The sequence below is a fragment of the Paenibacillus sp. WLX2291 genome (assembly GCF_046603665.1).
Taxonomy (GTDB): Bacteria; Bacillota; Bacilli; order Paenibacillales; family Paenibacillaceae; genus Saccharibacillus.
The window spans coordinates 5,056,300-5,082,748 of record NZ_CP176755.1; the positions used below are offsets into that span (position 1 = coordinate 5,056,300).

Consider the following 26,449-nt stretch of genomic DNA (forward strand, 5'->3'; position numbering starts at 1 on the left):
ATATGAAGTATTACCTGCAATATAAAAAGCCTTTATCTGTTGATAAAGGCTTACTTGTTATATTCGATTAATATTTGATTCAATAAGGGTACAAAGCTTATACACTCACCAGATCGCCGACTCGCTCTACGATCAGTGGCACAACTTTGCCTGCGTTCACATCGATCAGTCCGTGATCGGTAATTTTCAGAGCCGGGCTAACAGGCAAGGAGTGCGTGCTAACGGACATGATGGGATTATAGTGTTTGTATCCAAGCCCTCTCATCGCGGATACGAGCTGTTCCACCTGTACAGCTGTCTCTTCCAGCGGCGCTTCGGTCAGAATACCGCCTACTGGCAAATCCAGTGCCGCTTGCACACTTCCATCTCCTGCCACGCAGAAGCCACCCTGTACGCTAACGACATAATTAGCCGCTGTCAGCATATCGTCCACCTGATGTCCCACGACAAGCAGATTGTGATTATCGTGCGAATAGGTCGTTGCAATCGCGCCGCGCTGGATCGTGTCGCCGCCGATCAGCCCATAAGCGCGATTCCCGTTTTTACCATACCGCTCAAAGGTCGCAATTAATCCGTAGCCGCTCTCTTGCCAGCATAGCCGCTGATTACGCACTGGAATATCTACCAGCCGTTCCTCGGTAAACGTGGAGCCGTCCTTGACGATCATCGCCCGGCAGCGGTACAGCCCATCCTGAATCGGTACATGCACATCCAAATCCTCTGCTGTCAGCGAACACAATTGTACACTACGGTAAAAATGCGCTGGGAACTGCTTGTCCTCTACGGTTTGCAGATAGCTGTCGCCTTCGCGGTACACCAGTTGCCCCTTTTTATACACTTCGTCGATTACAAATTCATTCACATCCGACAGCAATAGAAAATCTGCCACCTTGCCCGGCGATACCGTTCCGCGGTCGGTCATCTTCATCCGACGCGCCGGGGTAAAGGTCGCCGCATAGATCGCATCTTCCGGGCTCATACCCATATGAATCGCTTTGCGCACGATATGATCCAGATGCCCTTCCCACGCTAATCGGTCGGTCATCACATCATCGGTGACAAAGCAGAAATGCTCCGCTACATCATGACGGATCACATACTCCATCACTTCCGGCGTCATCGACTTCTCCTGCAATTCGATAAACATGCCTGCGGCGATGCGGGCGGTCATGCCTTCAATACTCTGATGCGTATGATCTGAATCCACACCAGCAAGCATAATACGATGCAGATCCAGATCAAGCAGCTTCGGCGTGTGTCCCTCAATAACCAGATGCGGATAGCTCTCTTTGACATGACGCAAAATATGATTCGTTTTGCAATCTGGATCACGGATCACATCGACATAGTTCATAATTTCGCCGAGACAGGCAATATTGCCCGATGTCATCAGCTCGTCGATATCCGCAATTTCAATAGAGCCGCCAGTCGTTTCTAGCGGTGTCGCCGGGACCGAGCTTGGAATCCCGTAGAACATATCGCAGACGGTATTCTGGCTGGCAGCCATCATTTCCTGCACACCTTCGATACCGAATACATTCGCCATCTCATGCGGCTCCGGTACAATCGTAGTTACGCCGCGCCGAATAATACCATGGGAAAAGGTCGCTGGTGTCACCATCGAGCTCTCGATATGCAGATGAATATCGATCAGACCGGGGATCAGGTGTCGCCCCTCTCCCTGCACGGTAACTGCCGCTGAGAAGCGGTGGGAATCGCCATCGCCGATATAAGCGAATTGACCATTCTTCACCGCCACCATGCCATGACGAAACTGCTTGTAATAGCTGTTGAATACCTTTACGTTCGTGATCAGCAGATCTACTTCATAAGAACTCATAGCTTCACCATCACAATCTTGTCTGCCGGAAAATGAACTCCGACCTGCATACCCGGCGCTAGCGGCGCATCCATCTCCTGATTCACGGTGAACATACCGAGCGGTGTCTCCACTTCGTACTGGTAACTGCGCCCCAGATACGTACTCACTTTGATCGTACCCGGCAACGTATTGACCGATGCAGTCAGCGATTGTCCTGCCTGTTCTGCTGCAACCAGTTGCAGATCGTCTGGACGAATCGCGCCTTTGTACCGATCTGCTGTCGATTGTCCGGGCTGCAACAAAGCGGCAAAGCCATATTCGCCCGCTGTCCATTCCAATCCCTGCACGCCTTGACGCGTATCACCAAAATCAAGAAAATTGTTAAACCCGATAAACCGCGCGACATATTCCGTTTTCGGATACTGATAAATGTCTGACGGTGCACCCAGCTGCTCAATCCGCCCAGCGTTCATAATCGCCACACTGTCAGAGATGGAGAAGCATTCTTCCTGATCATGCGAGACATATACCGCCGTCATGCCTAGCTCCTGCTGCAAACGACGAATCTCCACTCGCATCGTAACCCGCAGATTCGCATCCAGATTGCTCAGTGGTTCATCGAACAGCAGCAGATCCGGCTCAATAACGAGCGCCCGTGCAATCGCGACCCGCTGACGCTGCCCACCGGACAACTCTTGCGGAAACCGTTTCTCAAATCCGTTCAGATTGACGATTTCCAACATACGCAATACTTTGGTTTTCACTTCTGCTTCCTTCAGCTTGCGCAGCCGCAATCCAAAAGCGACATTATCGTATACCGACAGATGCGGGAACAACGCATAGTTTTGAAATACAAAGCCAAAATTACGTTTGCTCACTGGTAGTCTTGTATAATCACGTCCGTTGAATAGGAACTTGCCATCCTTCGCTTCCAGAAATCCGGCGATCAGGCGTAACGTTGTTGTTTTGCCGCAACCGCTCGGACCGAGCAGAGAGAGCAATTTGCCTTCTGCCAGTTCTAGATCAAAATTTTCAAGAATCAGGTGGTTGTCATACGCCACCGATACTTGTTCCAAGTTGAGTAATGCCATAGCCGTATGCCTCCAATAGATGTAATCCGGCATCGTTGCCAGCCGGTATGCTTATAGTGTTGTCTATTCCGAACGAATACGTCAGCGTTTGGTAAAATACGACAGTCCGCCCATCAAGCGTTCAATACCGAACATGAGCAGCACGGTCAGCAACATCAGCACGACCGAGATTGCCGCAATTGTTGGGTCAAAGTAATTTTGTACATACGTCAGCATCTGGATCGGTAATGTACTGATTCCCGGACCGGTCATGAAGACGGAAATGTCCACATTGTTGAACGATTCCAGAAAGGCGATCAATACCGCTGCCATAATGCCAGAGCGAATATTCGGCAGGACGACCTTGAAAAAGGTTTCGACCCGACCTGCACCAAGGCTAATCGCCGCCTCTTCAATCGCAAAGTCAAAGCTCGACAAGCTGGAGCCGACGACCCGGATAATGAACGGCATCATAATAACGGTATGCCCGACCAGCAAACCGGTGTAAATCGGCAGATGATACATAACGAGCACGTATTTGAGCATCGTAAACCCAAGCACGATGCCGGGAATCAATACTGGCGACAGGAAGATTGCATTCAGCAGATCGCGTCCTTTGAACCGATAACGGCTGAGCGCATACGCCGCCGGAATGCCCAGCACGAGTGCTAGCAGATTGCCGAGCAACGAGATGATGATCGAGGTGACAAAGGTTTTTGGGAACATGCTCACTTCCCATATATTCTGATACCATTTCAGCGAGAAGCCGTCCGGTGGAAACTTGAGTACTGTTCCCGGACCGAAGGAAGTCACCGAGATAATAACGAGCGGTCCCAGCAAAAATAGAAATACAAGCGTGCTGAAAATCGCCAGTCCGTAATGTCTTTCTTTCATGCTAGGCTCACCCCTTCGGATTCAATTTCACAGCTGCCTTGTTCATCAGGGCAACAATGATTAGTGTAATGACAATCATAATCGTGGCGATGACGGACGCTAGATACCAGTCATTCAAGGTCATCGCATTTTGATACAGAAAGGTGGAAATGACCCGCTCTTTCCCGCCTAGCAGCGCCGGGGTAGTGTATGCGGTCAGACTACCGACGAAGACGAGTACACTGCCGATGATCAGACCGGGAATGGTAAGCGGGAACAGAATTTTGCGCAGTGCGGTAAAGCGAGATGCACCCAGACTTTCCGCGGCACGGATCAGTTCGTAGTCAACATTTTCCATCACGCCGACCAGGGTGATGATGATGAGCGGCAGGAACAGATGCACCATACCGATAATCATCGCTGACGGTGTGTACAGAATCTCCAGCGGCTTGTCGACGATACCGATGCCGGTCAGAAACTGGTTCACTAGTCCATTGCGTCCGAGGATGATCATCCAACTGAACGAACGCACAACCGGGCTGGTCAGTAGCGGGAAAATCGACAGCGCCAGCAGGATTGCCTTCGGACGTTTGCCCAGTCGGGATATGTAAAAGGCGACCGGGTAGCCGAGCACGATACAGATCAGCGTGGTCAGCAGGCTGACTTTGAGTGTCGTCAGCAGGATTTTATTGAAATAGGCGTCTTTGAAAAAGTGCAGATAACCGTCCAGCGTCGGTCTGCCTTCCTGTACAAAGGTGGACCCGATCGTCAGAATGATCGGCACCAGCATGAAGACGGTCAAGAATAGCAGACCGGGCAGGAGCAGCCAGTAGATGTGCCTTGATTTGGTCATGGTGGGGGCGCTCCTTGAGTTTTAATTGGTTTGGTTGGTTGGCGGGATTGCAGGACGTCCGCTGCGGGAAGGGATAGGGGAACGTCCTCCGGTGGAACGCGGGAATCTTTTGGAGTAGGAAGGAATGAAGATTCCCGCGCTCCAAGGTCGTCCTTTTCCCCTATTCCCTTCCCTCCGCTACGTGCTGAATCGCGCTTTGGGTGGTGTAGCAGGGTAGAGATTAAAATCATTTTGCTTTGGGGGTGTAGCAGGGTGAATGAAATTGAAAGTTGGACTTTGATAGTTTGATTCTTCTGTTACAACCGGCTTAGAGCGCTTAGGAAGTAGTGGAAGAATTCGATGTGGTCTACGTTTAGGGCGACTTGGATGTTGGGGTGTTTGCCTAGACGGTTTTGGAAATCGCAGACGGTTTGACCGTCGCAGAGGTCGCTGTTCGTTTCGACGTCGACGTGGTAGGCGGTTGTGCTTACCAGTTTGGGATTCAGGGCGGCGGCTACGGCTAGTGGGTCGTGCATGGCGCAGGCTTGTACGCCGTTGCGTTGTTCGTAGCGTTGCATGTAATCCGATGTGCTCTGACGGACGTAGGCGGCGATTTCCGGTTTGGCGGTGCGTGCTAGGGCAGCCAGATGGTTGCGGTCGAGCAGGACGCGTCGGGTGACGTCGAGCGGGACGAGCACGATGTGCTGGAATCCGGCAGCGAAGACTTGTTTGGCAGCTTCGGGATCGACGTAGATGTTGTATTCGGCGGTTGGTGTGATGTTGCCGTACTCATTGACAGCGCCGCCCATGATGATCACTTCGCGTACGTATTGCGGTAGGTCGGGCTGATGCAGCAGGGCGCGTGCCAGATTAGTCAGCGGCGCGGTCATGATCAGGGTAATCTCGCCGGGGCGGTTCATGACCTGCTCGATGATATATTCATGCGCGGGTTGCGCTTCGGTACTGCGCTGTACGTCCATATCTTGCAGCGCACCGCCGATGCCGTCATTGCCATGCACGGCGTGTTCAAATGTCGGTTTCCGCACCAGCGGCGCGTTAGCACCGCGGTAGACGGGAATGTTGTTATGCTGAATGAGCTGTGTGATTTTTAACGTATTGATCGTTGCCTGTTCCAGCGAGACGTTGCCGTTGACAGTCGTAATGCCAAGGATGTCACAATCGCCGCTGCCAGCGGCTAGCATGATGCCAAGTGCGTCGTCGATCCCTGTATCTACGTCCATAATGACGGTACGTTTGTTGGTTTGCGTGTCCATAAGGTGAAGGTTCATCCTTTCGATAGGGGAATCAGCGCTGGAGATCAGCCGCCGATTTCACGGTTCCAGCGATCCGTCCATGTTGGCATATTGTCGTTGACGAATTTCATATCAAGTTTGCGCAGACTTTCGATCACGTCAGCGCCGTATGTTAGTCCTTGCGCTTCTTCGTCAGTCAGGACAACCTGCGTATTGACCGGAGAATCGACTTTGGCTTTGGCGGAAGCTTCCTGCACGTCTTTGCCTAGCTGCCAGTCGATAAACTCTTCTGCCAATTCTTTGTTGGCACTGCCTTTGACGATGTTCACGGTGTTGATAACGGCATAGCCACCGTCTTCCGGTGAGACGAATTTGGCGTTCGGTACAGCTGCCTGAATATCTTTGAAATACATTTCCATAATCGGTCCGCCAGCAATCTCGCCCTGACCGATCATATTCACGTATTCAGACGTCTGGCTATAGTATTTAACCACACTGTCGTTTAGCTTGGTCAATTGTGTGAAGGCGGCGTCTTCGTTAAATTGTTCATTGCCTGCGGCACGGGAAGCGGCGTCGACCATCATCGGACCAGCAGTGGCAGTAATCGCTGGCATCGTCAGATTGCCTTTGAATTCCGGTTTCCACAGATCAGACCACGATTTCACTTCGCCACTCACCATATCCGGGTTGTACGCGATGCCAAGCTGCGCGACGGTGTAGGCAGGACCGTACTGGTCGCCATTGGGTGCTTTGGCAATGTCGTAAATATTGTCAATGTTCGGGATTTTGCTGCGGTCGATGGTGTCGAACAGTCCTTCGTCGATGCCTTGCTGCGCATAATAGTCGGACAAGTAGACCAGATCGACGTTAGAGCTGCCCTGACGAATCTTGTTCAAACGCTCGGCGTTATTGCCTGTCTCCAGCACGATGTCAACGTTATGCTCCTTTTCAAACGGTTCAAATACCGATTGTTGCAGGAAATCTTCGGAAAAGCCCCAAGTCGAGATTACCAGCTTCGGCTTGCCATCACTGCTGTCGGAGCTATTGCTTGTACTGCCTCCGGGTCCGTCAATCGTCGTGCCGCAACCAGCCAATCCTACGCCAGCCAGCGACAGCGCCAGTACTCCACTCATCCACGTCTTTTTGAACATTGTCAAATCCCCCTTTAAAATGATCCACCGTATTATGCTTGCCTATAAAAAACAAAAAAGAAAAGTATTCTTGTCAGAGAACAAGAACACTTTTCTTCGATAAACAAAGGAAAAGCGGTACCCGTTGCAGCCTGTGCCATGCGGTCAACCTTTAAGATAGATCAAAAAGGAAAATCCGCCAGCCAGATCAACATAGCGCAAAGCGTTATTGCGCCTGAGGTTCCTTCACCAGGATCACATTCGTAAATGCCCACTGGGTCGGCGCGTCATAGTCACGCAAAATCGCTTCAATATTCAGTTGCATATCCTGCTCCAGCTTTTCGCGGAATTTGCGCTTATATACCATCGATAAGCGAAAATCCACTTCCTGCTTGAGCGCCAGGTCTTCCCCTTCCAGCGCTGCCGAGCGCGGTGAGCGCCGGTGTCGTGCCTGAAAGGTAATCAGTCCATCCTCCACGGTCACACGCAACAGCGTCGTTCCGTAACCGAATAGTTCCTTGGATACTTCGTTATACAGCTGTGCCATCCGTTTCTTGGACTCATTATGGTCCAGAGGTAGAGGATTCATGTTATCACCTTCGCCGGAAAATGTCGTACATTGTCGTGTACTGACCCTGTCATTATACATAAATTAATCGGTACAGGCAAGACAATATCATTTTAAAATTGAAAATATGCTCCAAAAGCGAACATTCCATGTAACTATCGATAGTTACAATCAGTAACGCGCCGGTGCTGATTTCTTCGCCAGCTCAATCATATAATCGGCAAACGCTTCTGGATCGGTATCATACACCAGATTGACTGGACGACCGTCTGGCTGTTCTACCGTTCTGCCCTGCGATGGACCGTCCGGGATGACGATGCAGTTGATCGTCTTTTTGCTCACCAGCTCTGGTTTGCCAATCGACAGCGTTGTCAGTACATCCCAGAAGTAGTAGGTGGAATTGTTCTCCATATGCACTAGTGGCGGGCAACAAGCATAACAGTTGCCGAGGAAATCAACACCTTCGTACCGGCGTTCGGATGACCAACGCTTGCGGATTTTCAGATCGAGCGGTACTTTGATCGTACTTTCCAGTGCAACCAGATCGATCTCGATGCCGCTTTGCCATACACGATGCGCCGCTTCCGGGTCCCAGAATACATTCCATTCGGCGGTGCCGTCATGCTCTGGCTCATCTACATTACCACGTTCAAAGCCGCCGCCCATCCAGACCAGCTTCTCGATCTTGTCTTCAATCTCGGGCGCTTCATCCAGTGCACGCGCCAGATCGGTCAGCGGACCAGTGAACAGCAGCGTTGTTTTGCCTTCGGTTTGCAGCAGTTGCTGGATCATATGACGATGCGCCGGAAGTTCCGACAAGGGCGCATCCATGTTGCCAGATTCGTTCAGGATTGGCAGGGCATCCACGTAAAAGGTATGCATGCGCCATGCTGGTGGAAATGGATTTTTGCCGCGCGAATTGGATTTGGCAGTTTCCGGTGCATATGTTCCGAAACGGTCAATGATTTTGCGGCTTGCATCAGCACCCGGCTCCAAATAGCCGTCGGCTGGAATGACCGATACACCAGTCAATTGCACATTGTCCATTTGTAGCAGCATAAACAGGGATACCAGATCATCGACACCGGCATCATGGTTAAAATATACGGATTTGGTCTGTGACATTGCGTTTGATTCCCCCAATTTTGTTTGCTCAATCAGTCCGCAGCTGTGCCTGTCGCAGCCGCTTGCGAGATGGCAAGCATTGGCAACGGACGGCGATCCAGAAGGCATGTCGTTCCGGCAATCAACGCCATACGATCAAGGCGTACTGCCAGCATGCCATACGGCTTGTTTCTATTATGAGGGAAGCTTGCAGGATGTTCCACAGTCATTTACTGGAAGCTGTGCATCTCATCCATTGCTGCTGCTCGTTACATCTTCCGGTTCACCAACGAGAAAGGTCAGCTTGCCCGGTAGCACACCGAGCTTACCCGGTGTTTGCAGATAGATCTCGCCATCCGTATCCGCTGCCATCGGCTTGTCAGTGATCACATGCAGCTGCGAGGTACGGATATACTGAATGTTGTCATTTTGCGGCGCCCATTCGCCCGGCACTTTGCGACTGAGCAGCTCACGCAGCAGCGGCAATCCTGCCTCGCGAATCACTAGCACATCCAGCAATCCATCCTGTAGCGATTTGTCGTGAAACGGCAGCGGATTGGTCCCGAGATAACGTCCATTTGCCGCATAGATCATCACTGCTTCGCCGGACAGCTCCCCATCGTCATGCTCCAATTGAAAATGAAACTGCTGTGCCGTTCGCACGGTTTGCAATGTACTGAGAAAATAACTCAGCTTGCCAAATGCCCCTTTCATATCCGTGTTAATATTTTGCGACGTTTCCGAGATCAGCCCGATGCCATAGAAATTCGTAAAATAATGCCCGTTCGCCGTACCGATATCCAGCGTGCGCGTATGACGCAATATTAATGCTTCCGCTGCGCGCTGTAATTGCTGCGGCATAAACAGCGCACGCGAAAAGTCATTGCAGGTGCCGCCCGGCAGCACGCCGATTACCGGCGGATGCTCCAGATCCGCCAACCCATTAATACACTCATGCACTGTACCATCGCCGCCAAAAATATACACCACATCATACTGCTCCCCCAGATCACGGCATAGCTGCTTCGCTTCGCCCGGTTTGGACGTACGTCGTACATTCAGTTCTGGCAGCTCCGGCGACAGAATGCCAAGCACCATACCGAGCTGCCCCTCATCAACCGAACCGGCATTGCCGTTATAAATAAAAAGACCTTTATCGTACATCGTATAACCCCCATTTTGGATCATTGGCAGATAATAGCGCACCGATGATATGATTTTTTTACATGATTTTGCGACATTGGCGTATATTTTGCGTGCCTTGTTGCGATATAATGGAAATTGTTCGTTAAATCTGGCTTTTTTGCAAAAAATCGATTCAATTTTACGTTTTATTGGGTTTGCAAGTGTTTTTATGCTATAATTTATATAGGTAGATTATCATTATGATTTAAAGATAAAATGTTTGTTGAGTAGTTCGATAAAGCCGCTTCCGGTTACAGATTTGAAGCCCTACAGAGACAGATATTGCAGTAATCCGGCGGTCGGTCACTTGTTCGCTGATGTCACTTTCGTAATCCGGAACTCCACGCAGCGTTATGGAATTAATCAACAATCCTGCCAAACTACTCCGGAAATGAGGATTGTGTATGCCAAGAAAACACCGTAAAATGTCGTTGACTCAATTGCTAGCCAAGTTTATCTTTATCACGACCGGCGCCGTTCTGATGGCGGTAGCACTCGAAATTTTCCTAATCCCCAACAGCGTGATTGATGGCGGTATTACCGGTATCTCGATCATCCTGTCTGAGCTGAGTACAATCCAGCTTGGTATCTTCATCTTCATCATCAACGTGCCGTTCCTGATTATCGGGTATAAACAGATCGGTAAAACGTTCGCTATATCTACCCTGTACGGTATCGCCGTCATGTCGTCGATGACCGCGTATTTGCACCATGTACCAGCACTGACCGATGATAAAATGCTCGCCAGTATGTTCGGCGGCGTCATTCTCGGCTTCGGAATTGGCCTTGTTATCCGCTTCGGCGGTTCATTGGACGGAACCGAGATTGTAGCGATTCTGTTGTCTAAGAAGTTCCACATGCCGGTCGGTCAGATCGTCATGATTATCAATATCTTTATCTTTACCGCGGCAGGCTTTGTATTCGGCTGGGATTCCGCAATGTTCTCCATCTTCACCTACTATATTGCCGCCAAAGTGATGGATATCGTGGTGGAAGGTTTGGAAGAATCCAAATCCGTTACGATCATCTCGCAAGAATACAATGAGATTTCCCAAGCGATCATGGATCGTCTCGGTCGCAGCACTACATTCATGTATGCCAAAGGCGGATACTCCGGCGAAGATACGCAAATGATCTACTGCGTCGTCAGCCGTCTGGAACTTGCTAAGTTGCGCAACATCGTACACGATATAGACCCAACTGCATTCCTTGCTGTTGAGCATGTGAGCGAAGTGATCGGTGGCAATTTTGAGAAGAAAAGTATTCACTGATTCCGCGTTAGCCGCCGTATGATGAACTGTGGAGTAGAGACCTTCTATTAACCATAACCCAATCGATACGGTGTCTGATTCAATAAAAGAAGCTTTTTCTCGGTATAGAGAAAAAGCTTCTTTTTTCATATGATGGATTGTAAAGAATTTTGTGATGAAAAGGGAACTAGATATATGTGTATGAATGTTGACAATCCGTCACGTAAATTCCCTCTCTTGCTATTAGAAGCGTATTCGTTCATATCTTATAAAGAAATATAAGGATAACCTTGTTCAATATTCTCCTTAGCAAAAACAATGTAATCTTTTGTCCAATCGTCCATCAAATCTGGATGCAAACTACGATAGATAGCAGAGAAGAGCAGCATCTCGCGCAATTTAAGTAACAAAGGTAGATGGTTTAGCTGATATGCTTCTAAACTATTCTCACTGATGTAGCCCTCCATAAAATTTTCGTAGAAATGACGCGCTACTTCTAAACGCTTTGCTTCTCCTCTCCAACTAGGTAATGGAGTCGCATAAAAAAGTGCAATCGCTATGTCACTCATATACCAACTGTATTCGCACTCATCGAAGTCGATGATAGATACCGTTTGTTGCTTCACAAGAAAATTCCCGAGCCTTATATCACCATGAATCAGTCCATATGTATTTTTATTTTTGGGCAAAGACTGTATATCTTGTAAAAGATGTTCAAATCTTTTGTGAACGATTTCCAATTCGATTGGAACATAATTTTTCACCCTACGAAGGTAATGATTGTCATGCCATTCATAACGTGTATGTATTAATGATGAAGGTTGATAGTTTTTTGATAGAGCATGAATTTTACCAGTTATTTTCCCTAATTTTTGATATAGCACAGGATTTTCTTCGTATGAAGGAGGAATATGTCCCTCTAGCTTTTCAAAAGCACATGCAACAAAATAAAAATCACGAACTTCAATAACTTCTATAAATCTACCAGCTAATGAAGCTACTGGTTTTGCACAAGGTATTCCATGTTCATACAGATAATTCACCCACTCTAACTCTCCTTCCACCATCTCAGCAGAACGATGAGATTGATGGGCGATGCGCAAGATAAGTGGTTTATTCTGTCCAAACGATTCAAAGACAAAGTTTTGAAAACCATGAAGATTTTTTAGTTTTTCTGTATTCATTCCGAAGCGTTTTGCTGCTTCGTGTAAGATTGCCGGCTGAAACAATGGGATAATAGCTCTTTCCATTTCATAACCTCCTTGGTTTGTTATTCTTATTTTTTATAATTTATCACAACTATAATGAAATGAATGTATCCGTCATATGTAAAAGTTTACGATACAAGAGTACAACGTTCGTGCCTATGATCTTTATGTATGCTGCTTGGTATGATCATCCTACTATCATTTATCTGTCCAAGGAGGGATAGCTTATTCGCACTCCACTACGCAACATCACTGTACAAAATAGACGATTTGTTTACTGGTATCAAAGTGGACATAGTTTTCAATTCAATCTTTCGCCCACTCATGATAAAAACTGTAAAGTGTCGATAATCTTCACTGCTATACCGCCTGATGAATTACTGCATATCGAATGAAATTTTTACTAGGAGGCATCACCATGTCTGAAGATCATACGAACATCAATCGCAAACCAACTACATTACAGCTCTCTCTCGATCATGAGCAGATACGCCAACTAATGCAAGCCGATCCTGTACTAGGACGATTAATCCAACTCATCGGACCGCTGGATATTCCACTACGTGCGGACCCCTTTATGTCGCTCGTCTCGTCCATCATTTCACAGCAATTGTCTGTCAAAGCTGCCGCCACCATCTGGGGGCGTGTCGTGGAGCTATGCGGCGATCGTATGAATGCTGATAGAATCAGCGAATTGAGCGACGAGCAGCTGCGCGAAGTCGGCGTATCTATGTTCAAAATCCGCTATATCCGCGATCTGTGCCATCATGTACAGGAGGGCATGCTACCGCTAGAACAATTAGATGAGCTATCTGATCAGGAAGTGATGAAGGCGCTGATCGCGGTCAAAGGCATTGGACGCTGGACAGCGGAAATGTTTCTCATTTTCAGCCTTGGTCGTACGGGGATTCTCTCCCATGGCGATGCCGGATTGCAACGCGCCGCCCGCTGGCTGCATGGGATGGACGAACGTTCAGATGGCGGATACACCCAGCAGCATGAGATCAACTGGACAGCGCATCCAACCGCCGCGTCCATTTACCTGTGGGAAGCGATCAATATCGGCTGGGTCGATTCGGGCAAGAGTTTTGCCGATTACGATGTGCCGGATGATTCTACATCCTAACTCAGTGGGCTAAATAATCCAGTGGAAGCGGAGAATATACCAGCGAATATACATAGATATTCCGCTGCTCATATGTAAGGATATCGTCTCGTTGATCATGTTGATCCATATTCTCTACTCCCTTTCCATCCTATCCATCACTTACGTCATCTACATCATCCACTTTATTGTACAACAGCCTCTACCAAAAATCCCGCTGACCAAGCAGCATATAAGCTGTCAGTCAGCGGGACAAGTCTAGCCTTTTTCCAAGTACTCTATTCCCTACTCTTCATCCTATTCACTGTACCTCACGATGCTCCATCATCCTTCCCAATGAAGCATTCACACGTTAACCAACTGCCTGACCAGCAAACTGACTGTTGTACAGATCCGCATAAAATCCATTCCGTTCCAACAACTGTTCATGCGTTCCCTGCTCGATCACTTCACCGTGGTTCATGACCAGAATGTGATCGGCGCCGCGAATCGTGGACAGACGATGGGCAATCACGAAGCTCGTGCGATCCTGCATTAGCTCATTCATCGCCTGCTGAATCAGCACCTCGGTGCGTGTATCGACACTACTGGTTGCCTCATCCAGAATCAGAATCGACGGGTCAGCGAGAATGGCGCGTGCAATCGTCAGCAATTGCTTTTGCCCCTGTGAAATGTTGGACGCTTCTTCGTTCAGCACCGTATCATATCCATCTGGCAAGGTACGTATAAAATGATCCGCCCGCGCCGCCTCGGCTGCCTGTACAATCTGCTCCACACTCGCACCTTCCCGACCGTAGGCGATATTGTCGCGAATCGTACCGCCAAACAACCACGTATCCTGCAACACCATACCGAACAGACTGCGCAGCTCTCCGCGTGGTATGTCCGTAATATTCCGTTCGTCGATCAGAATGCGACCGCCGTTCAACTCGTAAAAGCGCATCAGCAGATTGATCAGCGTCGTCTTGCCCGCACCAGTCGGTCCCACAATCGCTACCGTCTGCCCGGCGTTTACATGAATATTCATATCCTTGATAAGCAACTGTTCCGGCTTATAGCCAAACTGTACATGTTCAAAGGTCACATCTCCGCGTACCCAGCGCGGATCGCTATCCATCGATGTATCCGAAGCAGGAACACCCATCGATACCGAAGAACCTTGACGCTGTTGTTCTCCGGCAATAGCCAGAGCAGGCTGTACCTCCTCCTGCTCATCCAGCACTTCAAATACGCGCTCTGCCGACGCAATCGCCGACTGGATAATATTCGAAATATTCGCCAGCTGCGTAATCGGCTGTGAGAATTGGCGTGCATACTGGATAAATGCCTGAATGCCACCGATCCCAATCGCACCGCGTGTCACCATAATGCCACCAACGACACAGATCAGCACATAACCGATATTACTAACAAAGTTCATCAGCGGCATAATGATACCGGAGATAAACTGTGCACGCCAACCGGATTGATACAGACGGTCGTTCAATGTATCGAATTGCGCTAGCGACTGCTGCTCCTGACCGAATGCTTTGACGATAGGATGACCGGTATACATTTCCTCCACATGTCCGTTCAGCTCACCAAGCGCTGCCTGCTGTCCGGCAAAATGTTTTTGCGAACGCTTGGCGACGAAGATGGTCGCGACTAGACTGAGCGGAATCGTCAGCACAGTAATCAGCGTAATCAGCGGGCTGAGCGACAGCATCATAATGATAACACCGACCAGCGTCACCGCTGAGGTGATCGTCTGTGTCAAGCTTTGCTGAAGCGTGGTGCTAATATTATCCACATCGTTCGTGACGCGGCTTAGTACCTCGCCATGACTGTGCCGATCATAATAACTGAGCGGCAAGCGGGTCAGCTTTTGTTTGATCTCGCGGCGCATCTCATATACTGTATTTTGCGTAATACCCGCCATCCAGAACTGCTGAATATACGAAAAGAGGGCGCTACATATATACAATCCGGCGAGCATCAATAGCAAACGCGAGATCAGACCAAAGTCGATCGCCCGCCCGCCGCTCACACTGTGAAACAATTCATCCGTCGCCATCCCGAGAATGCGCGGCGAGATAATGCTGAATACGGTACTCAAAATCGCCGCCACCAGCACCCCGGTCAGTTGCAGACGATGCGGCTTCAAATAACTCAGCAGGCGGCGGAGTGTACGACCAAAGTTTTTCGGTTTATCGCCCGGCATCATCATCCCCGGCGGACCGCCAGGAGGTCCTCCCATCGGTCCGCCCGGTGGTCTGCCAGAAGGTGGGCGTTTCGGTGGTTGCTGTTGATTCATGCGCTCTCCTCCTCCGACAACTGGGACGATACAATTTCACGGTAAACGTCACTATGTTCCATCAATTCATGATGATTGCCCATGCCGACCATACCGCCATCGTCCAGCACAATGATGCGATCTGCATCACGAACCGTACTCACACGCTGCGCGACCATTAGCACTGTGGAATGAGTCGTTTCCGCCTTCAAGGCGGCGCGCAGCCTTGCATCTGTTTTAAAATCCAGTGCCGAGAAGCTATCATCGAAAATGTACAGCTCGGGACGACGCACCAATGCACGCGCTATCGACAAGCGCTGCTTTTGCCCGCCAGACACGTTTGTACCGCCCTGCGCGATCATCGCCTGATAGCCGTCCGGCATTGCCGAGATAAAATCATCCGCCTGCGCAATGACAGCCGCATGTCGGATCTCTTCTACCGTTGCCTCACTGTGACCGTAGCGGATATTGTCCGCAATCGTGCCGGTGAACAGCAGCGCCTTTTGCGGGACATAGCCAATATGCTGGCGCAGCTCCGTTTGCTGCATGTTCCGAATATCTACCCCGTTGATCAAAATAGAACCGTCACTCACATCGTAAAAGCGCGGAATCAGATTCACCAGCGTTGATTTACCCGAGCCAGTACCGCCGATAATCGCTATCACTTCGCCGCGTTTGGCTGTAAATGAAATCCGGCGTAGTGCAGGCTGCTCCGCACCCGGATAATAAAATTCCACATCGCGGAATTCCAGCACTGCCGCACCTGTGTCCGATTCAGTCGCAATTGGTTGCGCTGGATCAACGATGTCCGGCTGCATATCCAACACTTCATTGATGCGCGTAATCGAAGCCGAAGCACGTGGCACCATAATGAAGATTGCCGACAGCATCAGAAATGAAAATAGAATCTGCGTTGCATACTGCACAAACGCCATCAGATCGCCGACCTGCATCCGTCCATAATCAATCTCCATACTGCCAAACCAGACAATCGCGATGATCACCAGATCAAGAATCAGCATCATCATCGGCATCATCAACGCCATCAGCTTGTTCACCCGAATCGCCGTATCTGCCAGATCGCGACTCGCTCCGTCAAAGCGTGTATTTTCATACCGATCCCGGTTAAAGGCACGGATGACGCGAATACCAGTCAGATTCTCGCGAATGACCATATTGAGTCGATCGAGCTTTTGCTGCATTACTTTGAACAGCGGAAAGCCCCGCCGCCCGATCAGCCAGATCGCCAGTCCGAGCAGCGGAATCGCCACGATGAAGATCAAGGATAATTGTCCCTGCTTGGAAACCGCCATAATGATACCGCCCAGCATCATCAGCGGCGCCATCAGCATCATACGTAGCATCATCGTCAATACCTGCTGCAATTGAGTAATATCGTTCGTCGTACGCGTGATTAGGGAAGCGGTACCAATTGTATCGAATTCCTGTAACGAAAAATGCTCCACATGCGCAAATACACGGCTGCGCAGATCACGTCCGAAGCCGAGCGCCACGCGCGCCGAAAAAAAACTTGCAAAAATCGAACAAATCATTCCGATTGCTGCAACAATTAGCATGTAAAAGCCGATATTCCATATATACGGGATGTTCCCGCTCACAATGCCCGTATCCACAATGTCCGCCATCAAGGTCGGCAAATACAGTTCAGACATTGTTTGAACAAACGTTAAGAACAGAATAAAAATTGCGGCCCCATAATAAGGCCGCAATAGACGGAGCATTCTGGTCATCCTCGACCATCCCCTTTTTGGGTAGGCTCCAGCGGTTCAAATACTCGTTCTTCAAAATATTGATAAGCACGTCCAAGCAGTTGTGCCAGCTTGTGACTGTCTTCCTCGCCCAGATATTCAACCAACCCCTCAAAAGAACGTTTAAATCCCGACAATGATTGTTCCATGATGGTTTCGCCTCTGTCCGTCAACGTTACACGAACAGCACGACGGTCACTTGGGTCCATATTGCGTTCTACCAGCCCGTCATTTTCCATACCCTTGATTAATTGGGTGACGGTCGGTGAGGTTACTCGCAGCATACGACTCAGTTCAGATACCTGAATCCCGCAGCTTTTGCAATCCTCTTGGTTGCCGATACAGATCAGCGCCATAATTTCACTCGGTTTGTAACCATCCACGCCTTTTTGCTTCCAATCTGCCTTTCGGAACATTCGAAACGCACGAAGCAATTCTTCGCCCATTGGCGAGATTCCTTCAAATTTTATATCTTCCACATTCTTCACCCCGAAATTTCATCACGTATTTTGTACTACATGGCAATTATTTAGCATTACTATTTATTAGGTTATCTAATTTTAGAACTTTCAGTAAATCCTTGTCAATCATTATCTCTATTATAATACCATTACTTGCACACTTTTTAAGCTTATTCTTGCAAAATAACGTATATTCGTACCAATATATTTGCACAATACGATCTACCGTTTTTGTTTGCTTGATTTGGATTGCGCTTGTGGCAGCATTATGTCATCCCGGAGCGGGGACTTCCATATCTTAATACCACCATCAATTGTTAAATAAGTGTTAAGATATGACTTTTTTGCAAACTTGCTAAATTTTTTGACAGTTAAATGTTAAAAAAGCTTAATAACTGTACGATAAAGAGAATATGGGATTTGCGTCGTTAAGCAAACCTCGCGAACGATATAAGGAGGTATATGAAAATGAAAAAGAGCAAGCTGCGTTCGCATCAACATAGAACGTTCAAACGTGGCGCATGCGGCTGGCTGGTTATTCTGTTATTACTGCCGTCTCTACCGATTCATGCCGAGGGCATCGCCCATCATGGACAAGTCGGTCAAGATACCTTTTTGGGCGGTCAATATATGGAATTGGGCATTTCGGGCAGCGGTACGCTGGGAACATCCAGCAATAGCCCGGGCGGCTTTCACCCCGGACAGCTTCGTCAAACCATCGGATTGAATATCGACAGCGACGGCTACGATACTGGCAAGGACATGAGCAGTGGAGATTATGTACTGCCAGGCAGTCCATCGGAAGGCTTTATCGTCGGATATAAACCACAACCCTCTAGTACATCTGCCAAAAGTTTTATCAATGAAGAACTGAACGGCAATATCGAAATCCCCGGTACTACGCAAGATATATCCTCGGATGACCAACTTGCCGCTCGCACCGTCGGCAAAACGCTAGATAACGCGCTTGGAGTAGATCAAACCATTTCATTCAAACCAGGAGATTCCTTCTATAAAACCACCATTACTCTTACCAACACCAGCGTAACCGACTCCGTTTACGATGTTCACTATATGCGCTTCCTTGATCCCGATATGGATGCTGACCTGAACAGCGATAACAGCACCATCAACTGGGTTCCTTCCAATCCACCACAAGATTCCGATGCGATCGCCGTTGCGATGGGCAATGTGAGCGATAACGTATTTATGTATGTAGCAAGCGACAAGCGTGCACAAGCATCTGTCGGCTTCAGCCGCGATGCTTACAGCGAGCCTGCGTTCCGCGCAGATGGCGGACAGCATACCGATGCACAGCTGGCGGATGACTGGCTGACGCTTACCTTTAACGCTGGCGATCTGGAACCGGGCAAATCAACAGAGCTGGTCTTCTACAGCAGCGTTGATCCGAATATGAATGCTGCTCTGTCTGCGATCCATGCCGATTACCAAACCGCACCAGAAGACCTGCCAACCGATATCGCGCTGTCTAACGATACACTGACTTGGGATTCTACTGCTGGTACATTCGTTGGTCAATTGAGCGCAACGAGCAGCAACCCGGACGACGCCTTTATTTTCAGCCTCGTATCCGGTGAAGGCAGCGAAGGCAACAGCTATTTTGACATCAACAACAACCGACTGGAAGTATCCAACACTCTAGTACGTGGCGTGAACAGTTATCCTATCCGCGTGAGAGTGACCGGACCGGAAGGCGGCACATTTGAAAAGACCTTTGTCATTCATGCGACTGCACCGGAACAGAGCGCCGAGCTGACAGCCTTGTCGCTGCAAAACGGCACCCTGCAACCTTCGTTCCAACCAGATGTAACATCGTACACTGCTAGCATGAACGCGGATGCTTCCAATATAACCGTATTTGCCAGCGTATATGATCATGATGCAACACTGTCTGTGAATGGCGTTGCCGTTACAGATGAAGTATATGGCACTGGTGAACTGCAATACACCGCTCCGTTGACAGACGATCTGACGACACTAGCAATGAAAGTCACTGCTCCTAACGGACGCTCCAAAACGTACAACGTTGACATTATTCCAGCGTCTCTGCAAGCTCCATCGCAACAGGGAACGCCTGCAACGGACGATCCAGCAACCGTTCCAGCACCACCAGTTGGCGAATCGACACCGGGTACAGAGCCTGCACCGGGCAGCACACCATTCCCGGGTACACCGGTAAGTGACACGTATGTACCTGCCGAAGCACCGATTACGATCACCTTCCCGTTCCTGCCACAGTTGCCGGTCGATCCAACAACTAGCATTCCGGTCATCTTTGACGGCGGTAGCGGTAGTGATGGCGCAGGTGCATCCCGCTTGGATGATGTTGTTGCTTCCGGCTCCGGCACATCCGGCAGTGTAACCACTCCGGCAACGACCGATACGACCAAAGCAACCAACACCTCTGCCAAAACTTCTACAGCCGCAGATAACAGTGCTGCTAGCAAAGCAGCCGTTGTTCGCAAAGGCTATGTGCAAGGATATGAGGATGGTACCTTCCGTCCAGACCAACAAGTGACCCGTGCAGAACTGGCTGTGATGCTGCAACGTCTGATCGGCGATAACAGCGATAGTACTACCGCTAATTTCAAAGATGTTCCTGCTTCCTACTGGGCATCGAATGGGATTCAATTGGTAGAAACCAATGGCTGGATGAAGGGCTATCCAGACGGTAGCTTCCAACCGGGACAAGCATTGACTCGCGCTGAACTCGCTTCCTTGATCTCGCGCTGGAAAGGCCTGGACAGCAGTGATACTTCCGCTGCAACGCCTGCCGATGTACAGAGCAACTGGGCAGCATCCGATATTAACAAAGTCGTCTCCGCCGGTCTGATGAAAGGCTTCCCGGACGGCAAATTTTATCCGAACCAACCGGTTACTCGTGCTGAAGTCGTTACTGTGCTGAATCGTATTCAAAGCAGCAGCACTTCCACCTCCGGCACCGCATCTTCGTGGAAAGACGTAACGCCGCAACACTGGGCATACGACGCAATTAACAAGGCTTCGGAGTAAATCCATTCATAACATTGCGGATATTACGGATATTCATTTTCCACACAAAACGCCTAGTTGTACAAGCATTCATTAAGTAATACCCATTGCATCAGAAGTACAGCACAATCCCCCGATACGCTTCATAGTATCGGGGGATTTTTTGTGACGATTATTATTCAGCGCTCCGGCTTCCACTCTGGCGGCAGCAGCTGCGCATATGGATTTTGCAAAAATCGGTCGTCCACTAGCATCAGCAGCCCGTGATCCTGCTCGGTACGGATCAAACGTCCACCTGCTTGCAGTACTTTATTCATGCCCGGATATACATACGCATAGTTGTACCCGCTATGCCCTTCCCGTGCAAAATGCTCACGAATCAGCTCACGCTCCGGTCCAAGCTGCGGCAGGCCAACACCGACGATAATAACACCAGTCAGCCGGTCGCCTGCCAGATCGACACCTTCACTGAAAATACCGCCCATTACTGCAAAGCCAGTCAATGTGCGCGTATGATCTGGGCGGAACGCTTCCAGAAACTTGTCTCGCTCCTCCTCCGCCATATTCGACTGCTGCACCAGAATATCGCTATCCGGCTCCAGCGCCTCAAAGACTTCCAGCACATCACGCATATACTGATACGACGGGAAGAAGGCGAGATAATTGCCACTACGTCCGTTGACCAGCTCCGCTAGCAGCCGTGCCAGCTCATCTCGCGTTTTCTCCCGATCCCGATAGCGGGTCGACAGCGGCACAATTCGCACTTCCAGTTGTTCTCGTGAAAATGGTGACGGAATCGAGATATTGTAATCGTCCTCCTCCGCACCCAGCATATCGCGGTAATAGCGAATCGGCGATAGTGTTGCCGAGAAATGAATGACCGAGCGATAGCCTTTTGCCGTCTGGCGCAATTGCAGTGACGGATCGATGCAGAACATACGCAGCAGCACCTCGCTGCCGTCCACCTCCACATACGTAATATGGCTGGACAGATCGTACAGCCGCCCGATACGTAGAAATGTCTGGGTCGCAAAATATGTTTCCAGCAACAATTCAATCTCACCGTCCGCGCCCTGCTCCAGCAGTGTGACTTCGGCGCGAATCACAAACTCCTCCAGCAGCTTGAACAGATCCTCCGGTGCTTCACTGCGACTGATCATATCCTTCTCACCCATCTGCTTGCGCAAGCGCAAGAAGTAGGCGTTGATCGCACCAGCGATTTTGGATAGTGGATCGGATGACGTCTGGAAGTCCCGTTTTAGATTTAGAAAAGACGACTTGGTCAGCTGAGCGGAAAACATATTCCGTCCGCGGTCGACGAGATTATGCGCCTCATCGACGAGCAGGACGGTGTTTTTGCGCTGATCGTCGGTCAATCGTTTGAGTGAGACACGCGGGTCGAAGACGTAGTTGTAATCGCAAATGACCGCATCCGACGCATACGAAGCGTCCAGTGACAGCTCGAATGGACAAATCATATGCTTTTGCGCGTATTGCTCGATGATCTCGCGATTCATCAGCGTCTCGTTGGTGAGCATATCGAGAATCGCTTCATTAATCCGGTCGTAGTAACCATCCGTGTAGGCACAATTCTCGCGACCATTCATGCCATCCGCCGTGCAAAAGCAAACCTTGTCTTTGGCGGTAATCGTCACACCGTGCAGATGCAATCCGTTTTGCTGCATCCGCCCTAGCGCATCCTCGGCATTGGCACGGGTGACCGTTTTGGCGGTCACGTACATCAGCCGCTCGGCGCGCTCGTTCCCGATACTTTTAATGACTGGAAATAAGGTCGAGATCGTCTTGCCTGTACCGGTTGGCGCTTCGGCGAATAGATTGACCTTCTCCCCGACCGTTTTGTATACTGCTCCCGCAAACTGCCGCTGCCCGGAACGGTAGCCGGAGAACGGAAATGGCAGCCCTTCGATGCTCTCATTGCGGCGGCGACGGTGTTCAGCCAGCATCTCTGCATATGGTGCATACTGGGCAATCGTATCCATCGCAAAATCCTTCAGCTCCTGCCGCGTACGAATACGCTCCAGCTTCGTCTCCCGTCCGCTGCTCTTATGCACATACGTCAGCTGTACGCGCATCTGCTCCAGCTCACGCTGCTCTGCCAAAATATGCCCGTACATCTGCGCCTGCGCCCAGTGTACCTCGCGTCCGTCGCCAATATCTTCGGCAGAGATCGAGGTGGACTTGATCTCGTCTACCGTTAACAGCCCAGCTTCATCCGTCCACATGCCGTCGCATCTGCCTTCGATACGGAACAGCAGATCGCGGAACGGAATCTCGATTTTGAGATGTACTTCCTTTTCCCCGTGCTCGTCGTAGCCCTCTTGAATCTGCTTGTGAATGCGCGTGCCTTCTTGCATCGACTGCGCCACCCGGAAGCCGGATTCGATACTGCCCGTCCGGTACACATACTCTACTAGCGGTCGCACTGGAATCTCGATCAGAGTTGTCATGGGCGGCACCTTCCTTTCTGTATTGTATATGTTTATTGGATACACTCAGAGTGGACTTGTGTATACAATGATTCAGTAGATTACTATCGATACTATATATTTTCAGCGACAGGAACGTCATTTCTCATCATACCAGATTTGATCCTTTGCCACGTCGCACAATATTCATAAACATACAATATTTATCCATCATCATAGCATCAAAAGACATAGCGCAGTGTCAGGTTCGACCAGTATGATACTTTTATTTATAATAGTAAAAGATGGATAATATGGATAAAAATTAAGATAACGTACAGGATGCCACTGCATCTCTTTACCCTGTATGCGGAAGGATGATTCTGCTTCATGACTTCAATGCTTCGACTTCGACTGCACTTTCTATTACGTAACAAGCAAACTCGGCTCATTCTGCTGCTGACGCTATGCCTGTCACTGCTGATCTCATCCATTGGTCTGTTCTCGTATTCCCGCTATCGGCAGGAGCTAGACAGTGAGCTGAATATTCCGAATATCGAACTGCTGCAAATCAATCTGGATGTGACCAACCGTGCCTTTCGCCAGTTCGACAATCTGGCGGTGGATGCGTCATTTCAGCCAGATGTGCTGAGCAATATGAATGATACCAATGAAAATGGCACGACGTCCTCCAATCTGCGAAGTTATTTGCAAACGTTATCATCGACCGAAGGCATCTCATCGATTCAATTGATTCGCTTTGCGGACGAAACGGTATTGTCCAGTGACCACAAGCGGCAAAGCTGGCAACAAGCGCCTGACAATACATGGATGGATTCTATTCGGCAAGTGCAGCGACGCCCACTGTTAATCCAACGACGCTGGCAGGGACGAGATGCAGCCCAGGGCAATACGATGCTGTTATCACTGGCACGCCCAGTCGTCGTACACGGGCAAGTGCGTGGCGCAGTGCTGGTCAATCTTGATTACGACCGCTTCTTTTCCAACTTTTACGTGCATCTGTCCAGTGCGCAGATGGTGTACGATCTGGACGGACGCTTAATCTATCCGAAGCAGGAGCAGACAGTCGATGATCACGGAATGGATCAGGTATTACAAACGTTAGGTGTACAGCCGTATGCCTATGTGCAGCTAAATGGACAGGATTATATGGCAAATCAGAGCTTTTCCGATGTGACCGGATGGCGACTTGTCTCGCTCGTACCAATGGAGGAACTACTCAAACATGTTCGGCTCGCTCGCAATATGATGCTACTGCTCTCCGCCATCTCCATCGTGATCGGCTGCGGCGTCATGTATTACTACAGCTATGCCGCCTTTCGCCCGCTGCGCCGGATCAGCACGTTGCTCCAACCAGAGCAGGAGCATCCACGCCGCACCAGTCTGCATGAGTTGGAGCATATCATCGGACGTCTTGTTGGTGATGCGCATAGCAAGGATGTGCTGGCAGAACGCAGCTTGCCGGAATTGCAGAGCAAATATGTACAGGACATTTTACATAAACATATCGGCAGTCGCGATATCCGTGCCAAATGGGAGCAATACTTCGCCAGCTGGCAACCTGCTCCACTCTATATCGTGATGCTATCGATTGATCGGTATGCCCAGTGGGCAAGGCAATATTCCGAGGACGACCGCACGCTACTTCACTATGCGCTGCACAATCTGATCAGTGAGATTCTGCGCCCACACTGGCGGCTCGTCATTGTGGGCAGTGAGCGAGATCAATGTATTGTACTCATTCAACCGGATGCGACTTTTGTACAAGAACCCGATGTCACGCATACTGTATCAGCAGAGCAGCCGGCTGCCCATGACTATGATCGTGAATATGACAGTGATCATGAGCAGGCATATGAACACCAGCTACAGCCTGATTTATATGACATTATTGCAGCAGCAAGGCAGCACCTACGTATATCGCTTTCCGCCGGAATCGGTACACAGATGCAGTCTATACAAGAGGTATCAATTAGCTGTGAAACGGCTTCACAGGTGCTTGCACAGCGATTGTACGCAGGGTATGGACAAGTGCATACCTATACTGCTGATACTGCTTCATCTCTGCCAGCCGAGCAGGAATGGAGAGATGCGCTCGTAACGCTGTCAGAACAAGATGATATCCATTCGCTACTGCCTATAATACGAAATGGGTTGAACGAGATTGTTCAAACTCATCCAGCACCAGAACGTGTATATCCGCGATTGTACGATCTATTGGAGCGATTGGTGACTGCTGCTGTTCGATTCCAGCTGAATATACCGGACGAATGGACATATGATCCGGTGCATCTGCTATCTACATTGGAGCTGTATGAGATTATTCAGCAATTGGAGCAGCTATTGCATGAGCTGGAACAACATTCCACTACGCGCCGTACTTCGCGTGAGCAGATGATCATCCAAACGATTCGCGACTATATGCAGCAGCATTTGGATGACAACATCGGGCTACCGGATATCGCAGAGCAAGTGCAACTAAGCGTGTCCTCGGTTAGCCAGCTGTTCAAAGAGCAAACCGGCAGTACGATCTACGATTATTTGACCCGCTTGCGAATTGATCATGCGTGCGAGCTGCTGCGTCATACCAATCTGAAAATCGCCGATATCGCTCACAAGGTCGGCTACCAGAACGAGAACAGCTTTATCCGTACCTTTCGCAAATACAAATTCACCACACCGGGCAAATATCGGGAACAGCACTAAGCAGCCCCGGCATAGAGTGGGCAGTATCGCTGGGCAAGCTACACAATCAATTTTCAAGCAAGCCATATCGTGCATATGCAGATTGACCAGACAGTATGCACATCTTCCAAACCCGCGCCACGTCGGCGTTTTGGCGTACATGATGGCAAAATGCAATATAGATGTACCTCTGACCGCAGACTACACTGAGACTGTACCCGTTGAGCCTATGATCTCGTCACACTTTGACATCGTAAGGTGAACAGAATGTGCACTTGGCTGATATGGCAAACGGACAACAGCAATCTGCGGGAGGTGAATAATCCCATTGCCACTAGATCCGGCATGCTCCCATCGTTGATCGTATTGACATAGGATATACGATATCCACATACGATCAACG

At 49.6% G+C, this 26,449-nt stretch carries 19 protein-coding genes; 4 read left to right on the forward strand and 15 right to left on the reverse strand.

From position 1 onward, the window contains the following. Positions 1 to 97 precede the first annotated feature (97 nt). The 10 genes from ACDE64_RS21620 to ACDE64_RS21665 all read right to left on the reverse strand — a co-directional run bounded on the left by ACDE64_RS21620 (position 98) and on the right by ACDE64_RS21665 (position 9,816). A complete protein-coding gene (locus ACDE64_RS21620) occupies positions 98 to 1,840 on the reverse strand; it encodes an adenine deaminase C-terminal domain-containing protein (RefSeq protein WP_411348254.1) in 1,743 nt (580 codons plus the stop codon). Next, the gene (locus tag ACDE64_RS21625) at positions 1,837 to 2,913 is read right to left on the reverse strand and encodes an ABC transporter ATP-binding protein (protein WP_411348255.1); all 1,077 of its coding nucleotides are present in this window, start codon (positions 2,911 to 2,913) and stop codon (positions 1,837 to 1,839) included. Before ACDE64_RS21625 ends, ACDE64_RS21620 begins: the two co-directional genes overlap by 4 nt. An 81-nt stretch (positions 2,914 to 2,994) precedes the next feature. Next, positions 2,995 to 3,786, reverse strand: a complete 792-nt coding sequence (locus ACDE64_RS21630; RefSeq protein WP_411344132.1) for an ABC transporter permease — start codon at positions 3,784 to 3,786, stop codon at positions 2,995 to 2,997. Between the two features lie 7 nt (positions 3,787 to 3,793). Continuing rightward, positions 3,794 to 4,618 carry an ABC transporter permease gene (locus ACDE64_RS21635; protein WP_411348256.1) on the reverse strand — a complete coding sequence of 275 codons (825 nt, stop codon included), beginning with the start codon at positions 4,616 to 4,618 and terminating at the stop codon, positions 3,794 to 3,796. 296 nt (positions 4,619 to 4,914) lie between these two features. Continuing rightward, positions 4,915 to 5,871, reverse strand: a complete 957-nt coding sequence (locus ACDE64_RS21640) for a nucleoside hydrolase (protein WP_411348257.1) — start codon at positions 5,869 to 5,871, stop codon at positions 4,915 to 4,917. 44 nt (positions 5,872 to 5,915) lie between these two features. Further along, positions 5,916 to 7,001 carry an ABC transporter substrate-binding protein gene (locus ACDE64_RS21645; RefSeq protein ID WP_411348258.1) on the reverse strand — a complete coding sequence of 362 codons (1,086 nt, stop codon included), beginning with the start codon at positions 6,999 to 7,001 and terminating at the stop codon, positions 5,916 to 5,918. Positions 7,002 to 7,206: 205 nt separating this feature from the next. Further along, on the reverse strand, positions 7,207 to 7,569 hold the full coding sequence (locus tag ACDE64_RS21650) for a DUF2294 domain-containing protein (protein WP_411344136.1): 363 nt from the start codon (positions 7,567 to 7,569) through the stop codon (positions 7,207 to 7,209). 150 nt (positions 7,570 to 7,719) lie between these two features. Further along, positions 7,720 to 8,673 (reverse strand): nucleoside hydrolase, encoded by a 954-nt coding sequence (locus ACDE64_RS21655; RefSeq protein ID WP_411348259.1) that lies wholly within the window; start codon positions 8,671 to 8,673, stop codon positions 7,720 to 7,722. 32 nt (positions 8,674 to 8,705) lie between these two features. Beyond that, entirely contained in the window at positions 8,706 to 8,882 is a 177-nt protein-coding gene (locus ACDE64_RS21660; protein WP_411344138.1) for a hypothetical protein, read from the reverse strand. A 19-nt stretch (positions 8,883 to 8,901) separates the two neighbouring features. Then, on the reverse strand, positions 8,902 to 9,816 hold the full coding sequence (locus ACDE64_RS21665; RefSeq protein ID WP_411348260.1) for a diacylglycerol/lipid kinase family protein: 915 nt from the start codon (positions 9,814 to 9,816) through the stop codon (positions 8,902 to 8,904). Between the two features lie 425 nt (positions 9,817 to 10,241). Here ACDE64_RS21665 and ACDE64_RS21670 point away from each other — a divergent pair, with 425 nt between their 5' ends. Further along, positions 10,242 to 11,108, forward strand: a complete 867-nt coding sequence (locus ACDE64_RS21670) for a YitT family protein (protein WP_411344140.1) — start codon at positions 10,242 to 10,244, stop codon at positions 11,106 to 11,108. A gap of 245 nt (positions 11,109 to 11,353) precedes the next feature. Here ACDE64_RS21670 and ACDE64_RS21675 read toward each other — a convergent pair whose 3' ends face one another. Continuing rightward, positions 11,354 to 12,337, reverse strand: a complete 984-nt coding sequence (locus ACDE64_RS21675) for a phosphotransferase enzyme family protein (protein ID WP_411348261.1) — start codon at positions 12,335 to 12,337, stop codon at positions 11,354 to 11,356. 376 nt (positions 12,338 to 12,713) lie between these two features. Between ACDE64_RS21675 and ACDE64_RS21680 the strand changes: the two genes are divergently transcribed. Then, positions 12,714 to 13,421 carry a DNA-3-methyladenine glycosylase family protein gene (locus tag ACDE64_RS21680; RefSeq protein ID WP_411348262.1) on the forward strand — a complete coding sequence of 236 codons (708 nt, stop codon included), beginning with the start codon at positions 12,714 to 12,716 and terminating at the stop codon, positions 13,419 to 13,421. A gap of 331 nt (positions 13,422 to 13,752) precedes the next feature. Here the strand turns inward: ACDE64_RS21680 and ACDE64_RS21685 are convergent, their stop codons facing one another. From ACDE64_RS21685 to ACDE64_RS21695, 3 genes are read right to left on the reverse strand one after another with little or no spacing between them, the layout of a single operon-like run. Then, on the reverse strand, positions 13,753 to 15,693 hold the full coding sequence (locus ACDE64_RS21685) for an ABC transporter ATP-binding protein (RefSeq protein ID WP_411348263.1): 1,941 nt from the start codon (positions 15,691 to 15,693) through the stop codon (positions 13,753 to 13,755). Then, complete coding sequence (locus ACDE64_RS21690; RefSeq protein ID WP_411348264.1) at positions 15,690 to 17,423, reverse strand: ABC transporter ATP-binding protein; 1,734 nt, start codon at positions 17,421 to 17,423, stop codon at positions 15,690 to 15,692. Before ACDE64_RS21690 ends, ACDE64_RS21685 begins: the two co-directional genes overlap by 4 nt. Beyond that, positions 17,420 to 17,920, reverse strand: coding sequence for a MarR family winged helix-turn-helix transcriptional regulator (locus tag ACDE64_RS21695; RefSeq protein WP_411344145.1), 501 nt, complete (start codon positions 17,918 to 17,920; stop codon positions 17,420 to 17,422). The genes ACDE64_RS21690 and ACDE64_RS21695 overlap by 4 nt, the downstream gene beginning before the upstream one ends. 450 nt (positions 17,921 to 18,370) lie before the next feature. Between ACDE64_RS21695 and ACDE64_RS21700 the strand changes: the two genes are divergently transcribed. Beyond that, complete coding sequence (locus tag ACDE64_RS21700; RefSeq protein ID WP_411348265.1) at positions 18,371 to 20,935, forward strand: S-layer homology domain-containing protein; 2,565 nt, start codon at positions 18,371 to 18,373, stop codon at positions 20,933 to 20,935. Positions 20,936 to 21,093: 158 nt separating this feature from the next. Here the strand turns inward: ACDE64_RS21700 and ACDE64_RS21705 are convergent, their stop codons facing one another. Then, positions 21,094 to 23,382, reverse strand: coding sequence for an ATP-dependent DNA helicase (locus ACDE64_RS21705; protein WP_411348266.1), 2,289 nt, complete (start codon positions 23,380 to 23,382; stop codon positions 21,094 to 21,096). 348 nt (positions 23,383 to 23,730) lie between these two features. On the opposite strand from ACDE64_RS21705, the gene ACDE64_RS21710 reads away from it, so the two are divergent. Continuing rightward, on the forward strand, positions 23,731 to 26,067 hold the full coding sequence (locus ACDE64_RS21710) for an AraC family transcriptional regulator (protein WP_411348267.1): 2,337 nt from the start codon (positions 23,731 to 23,733) through the stop codon (positions 26,065 to 26,067). Positions 26,068 to 26,449: the final 382 nt, after the last annotated feature.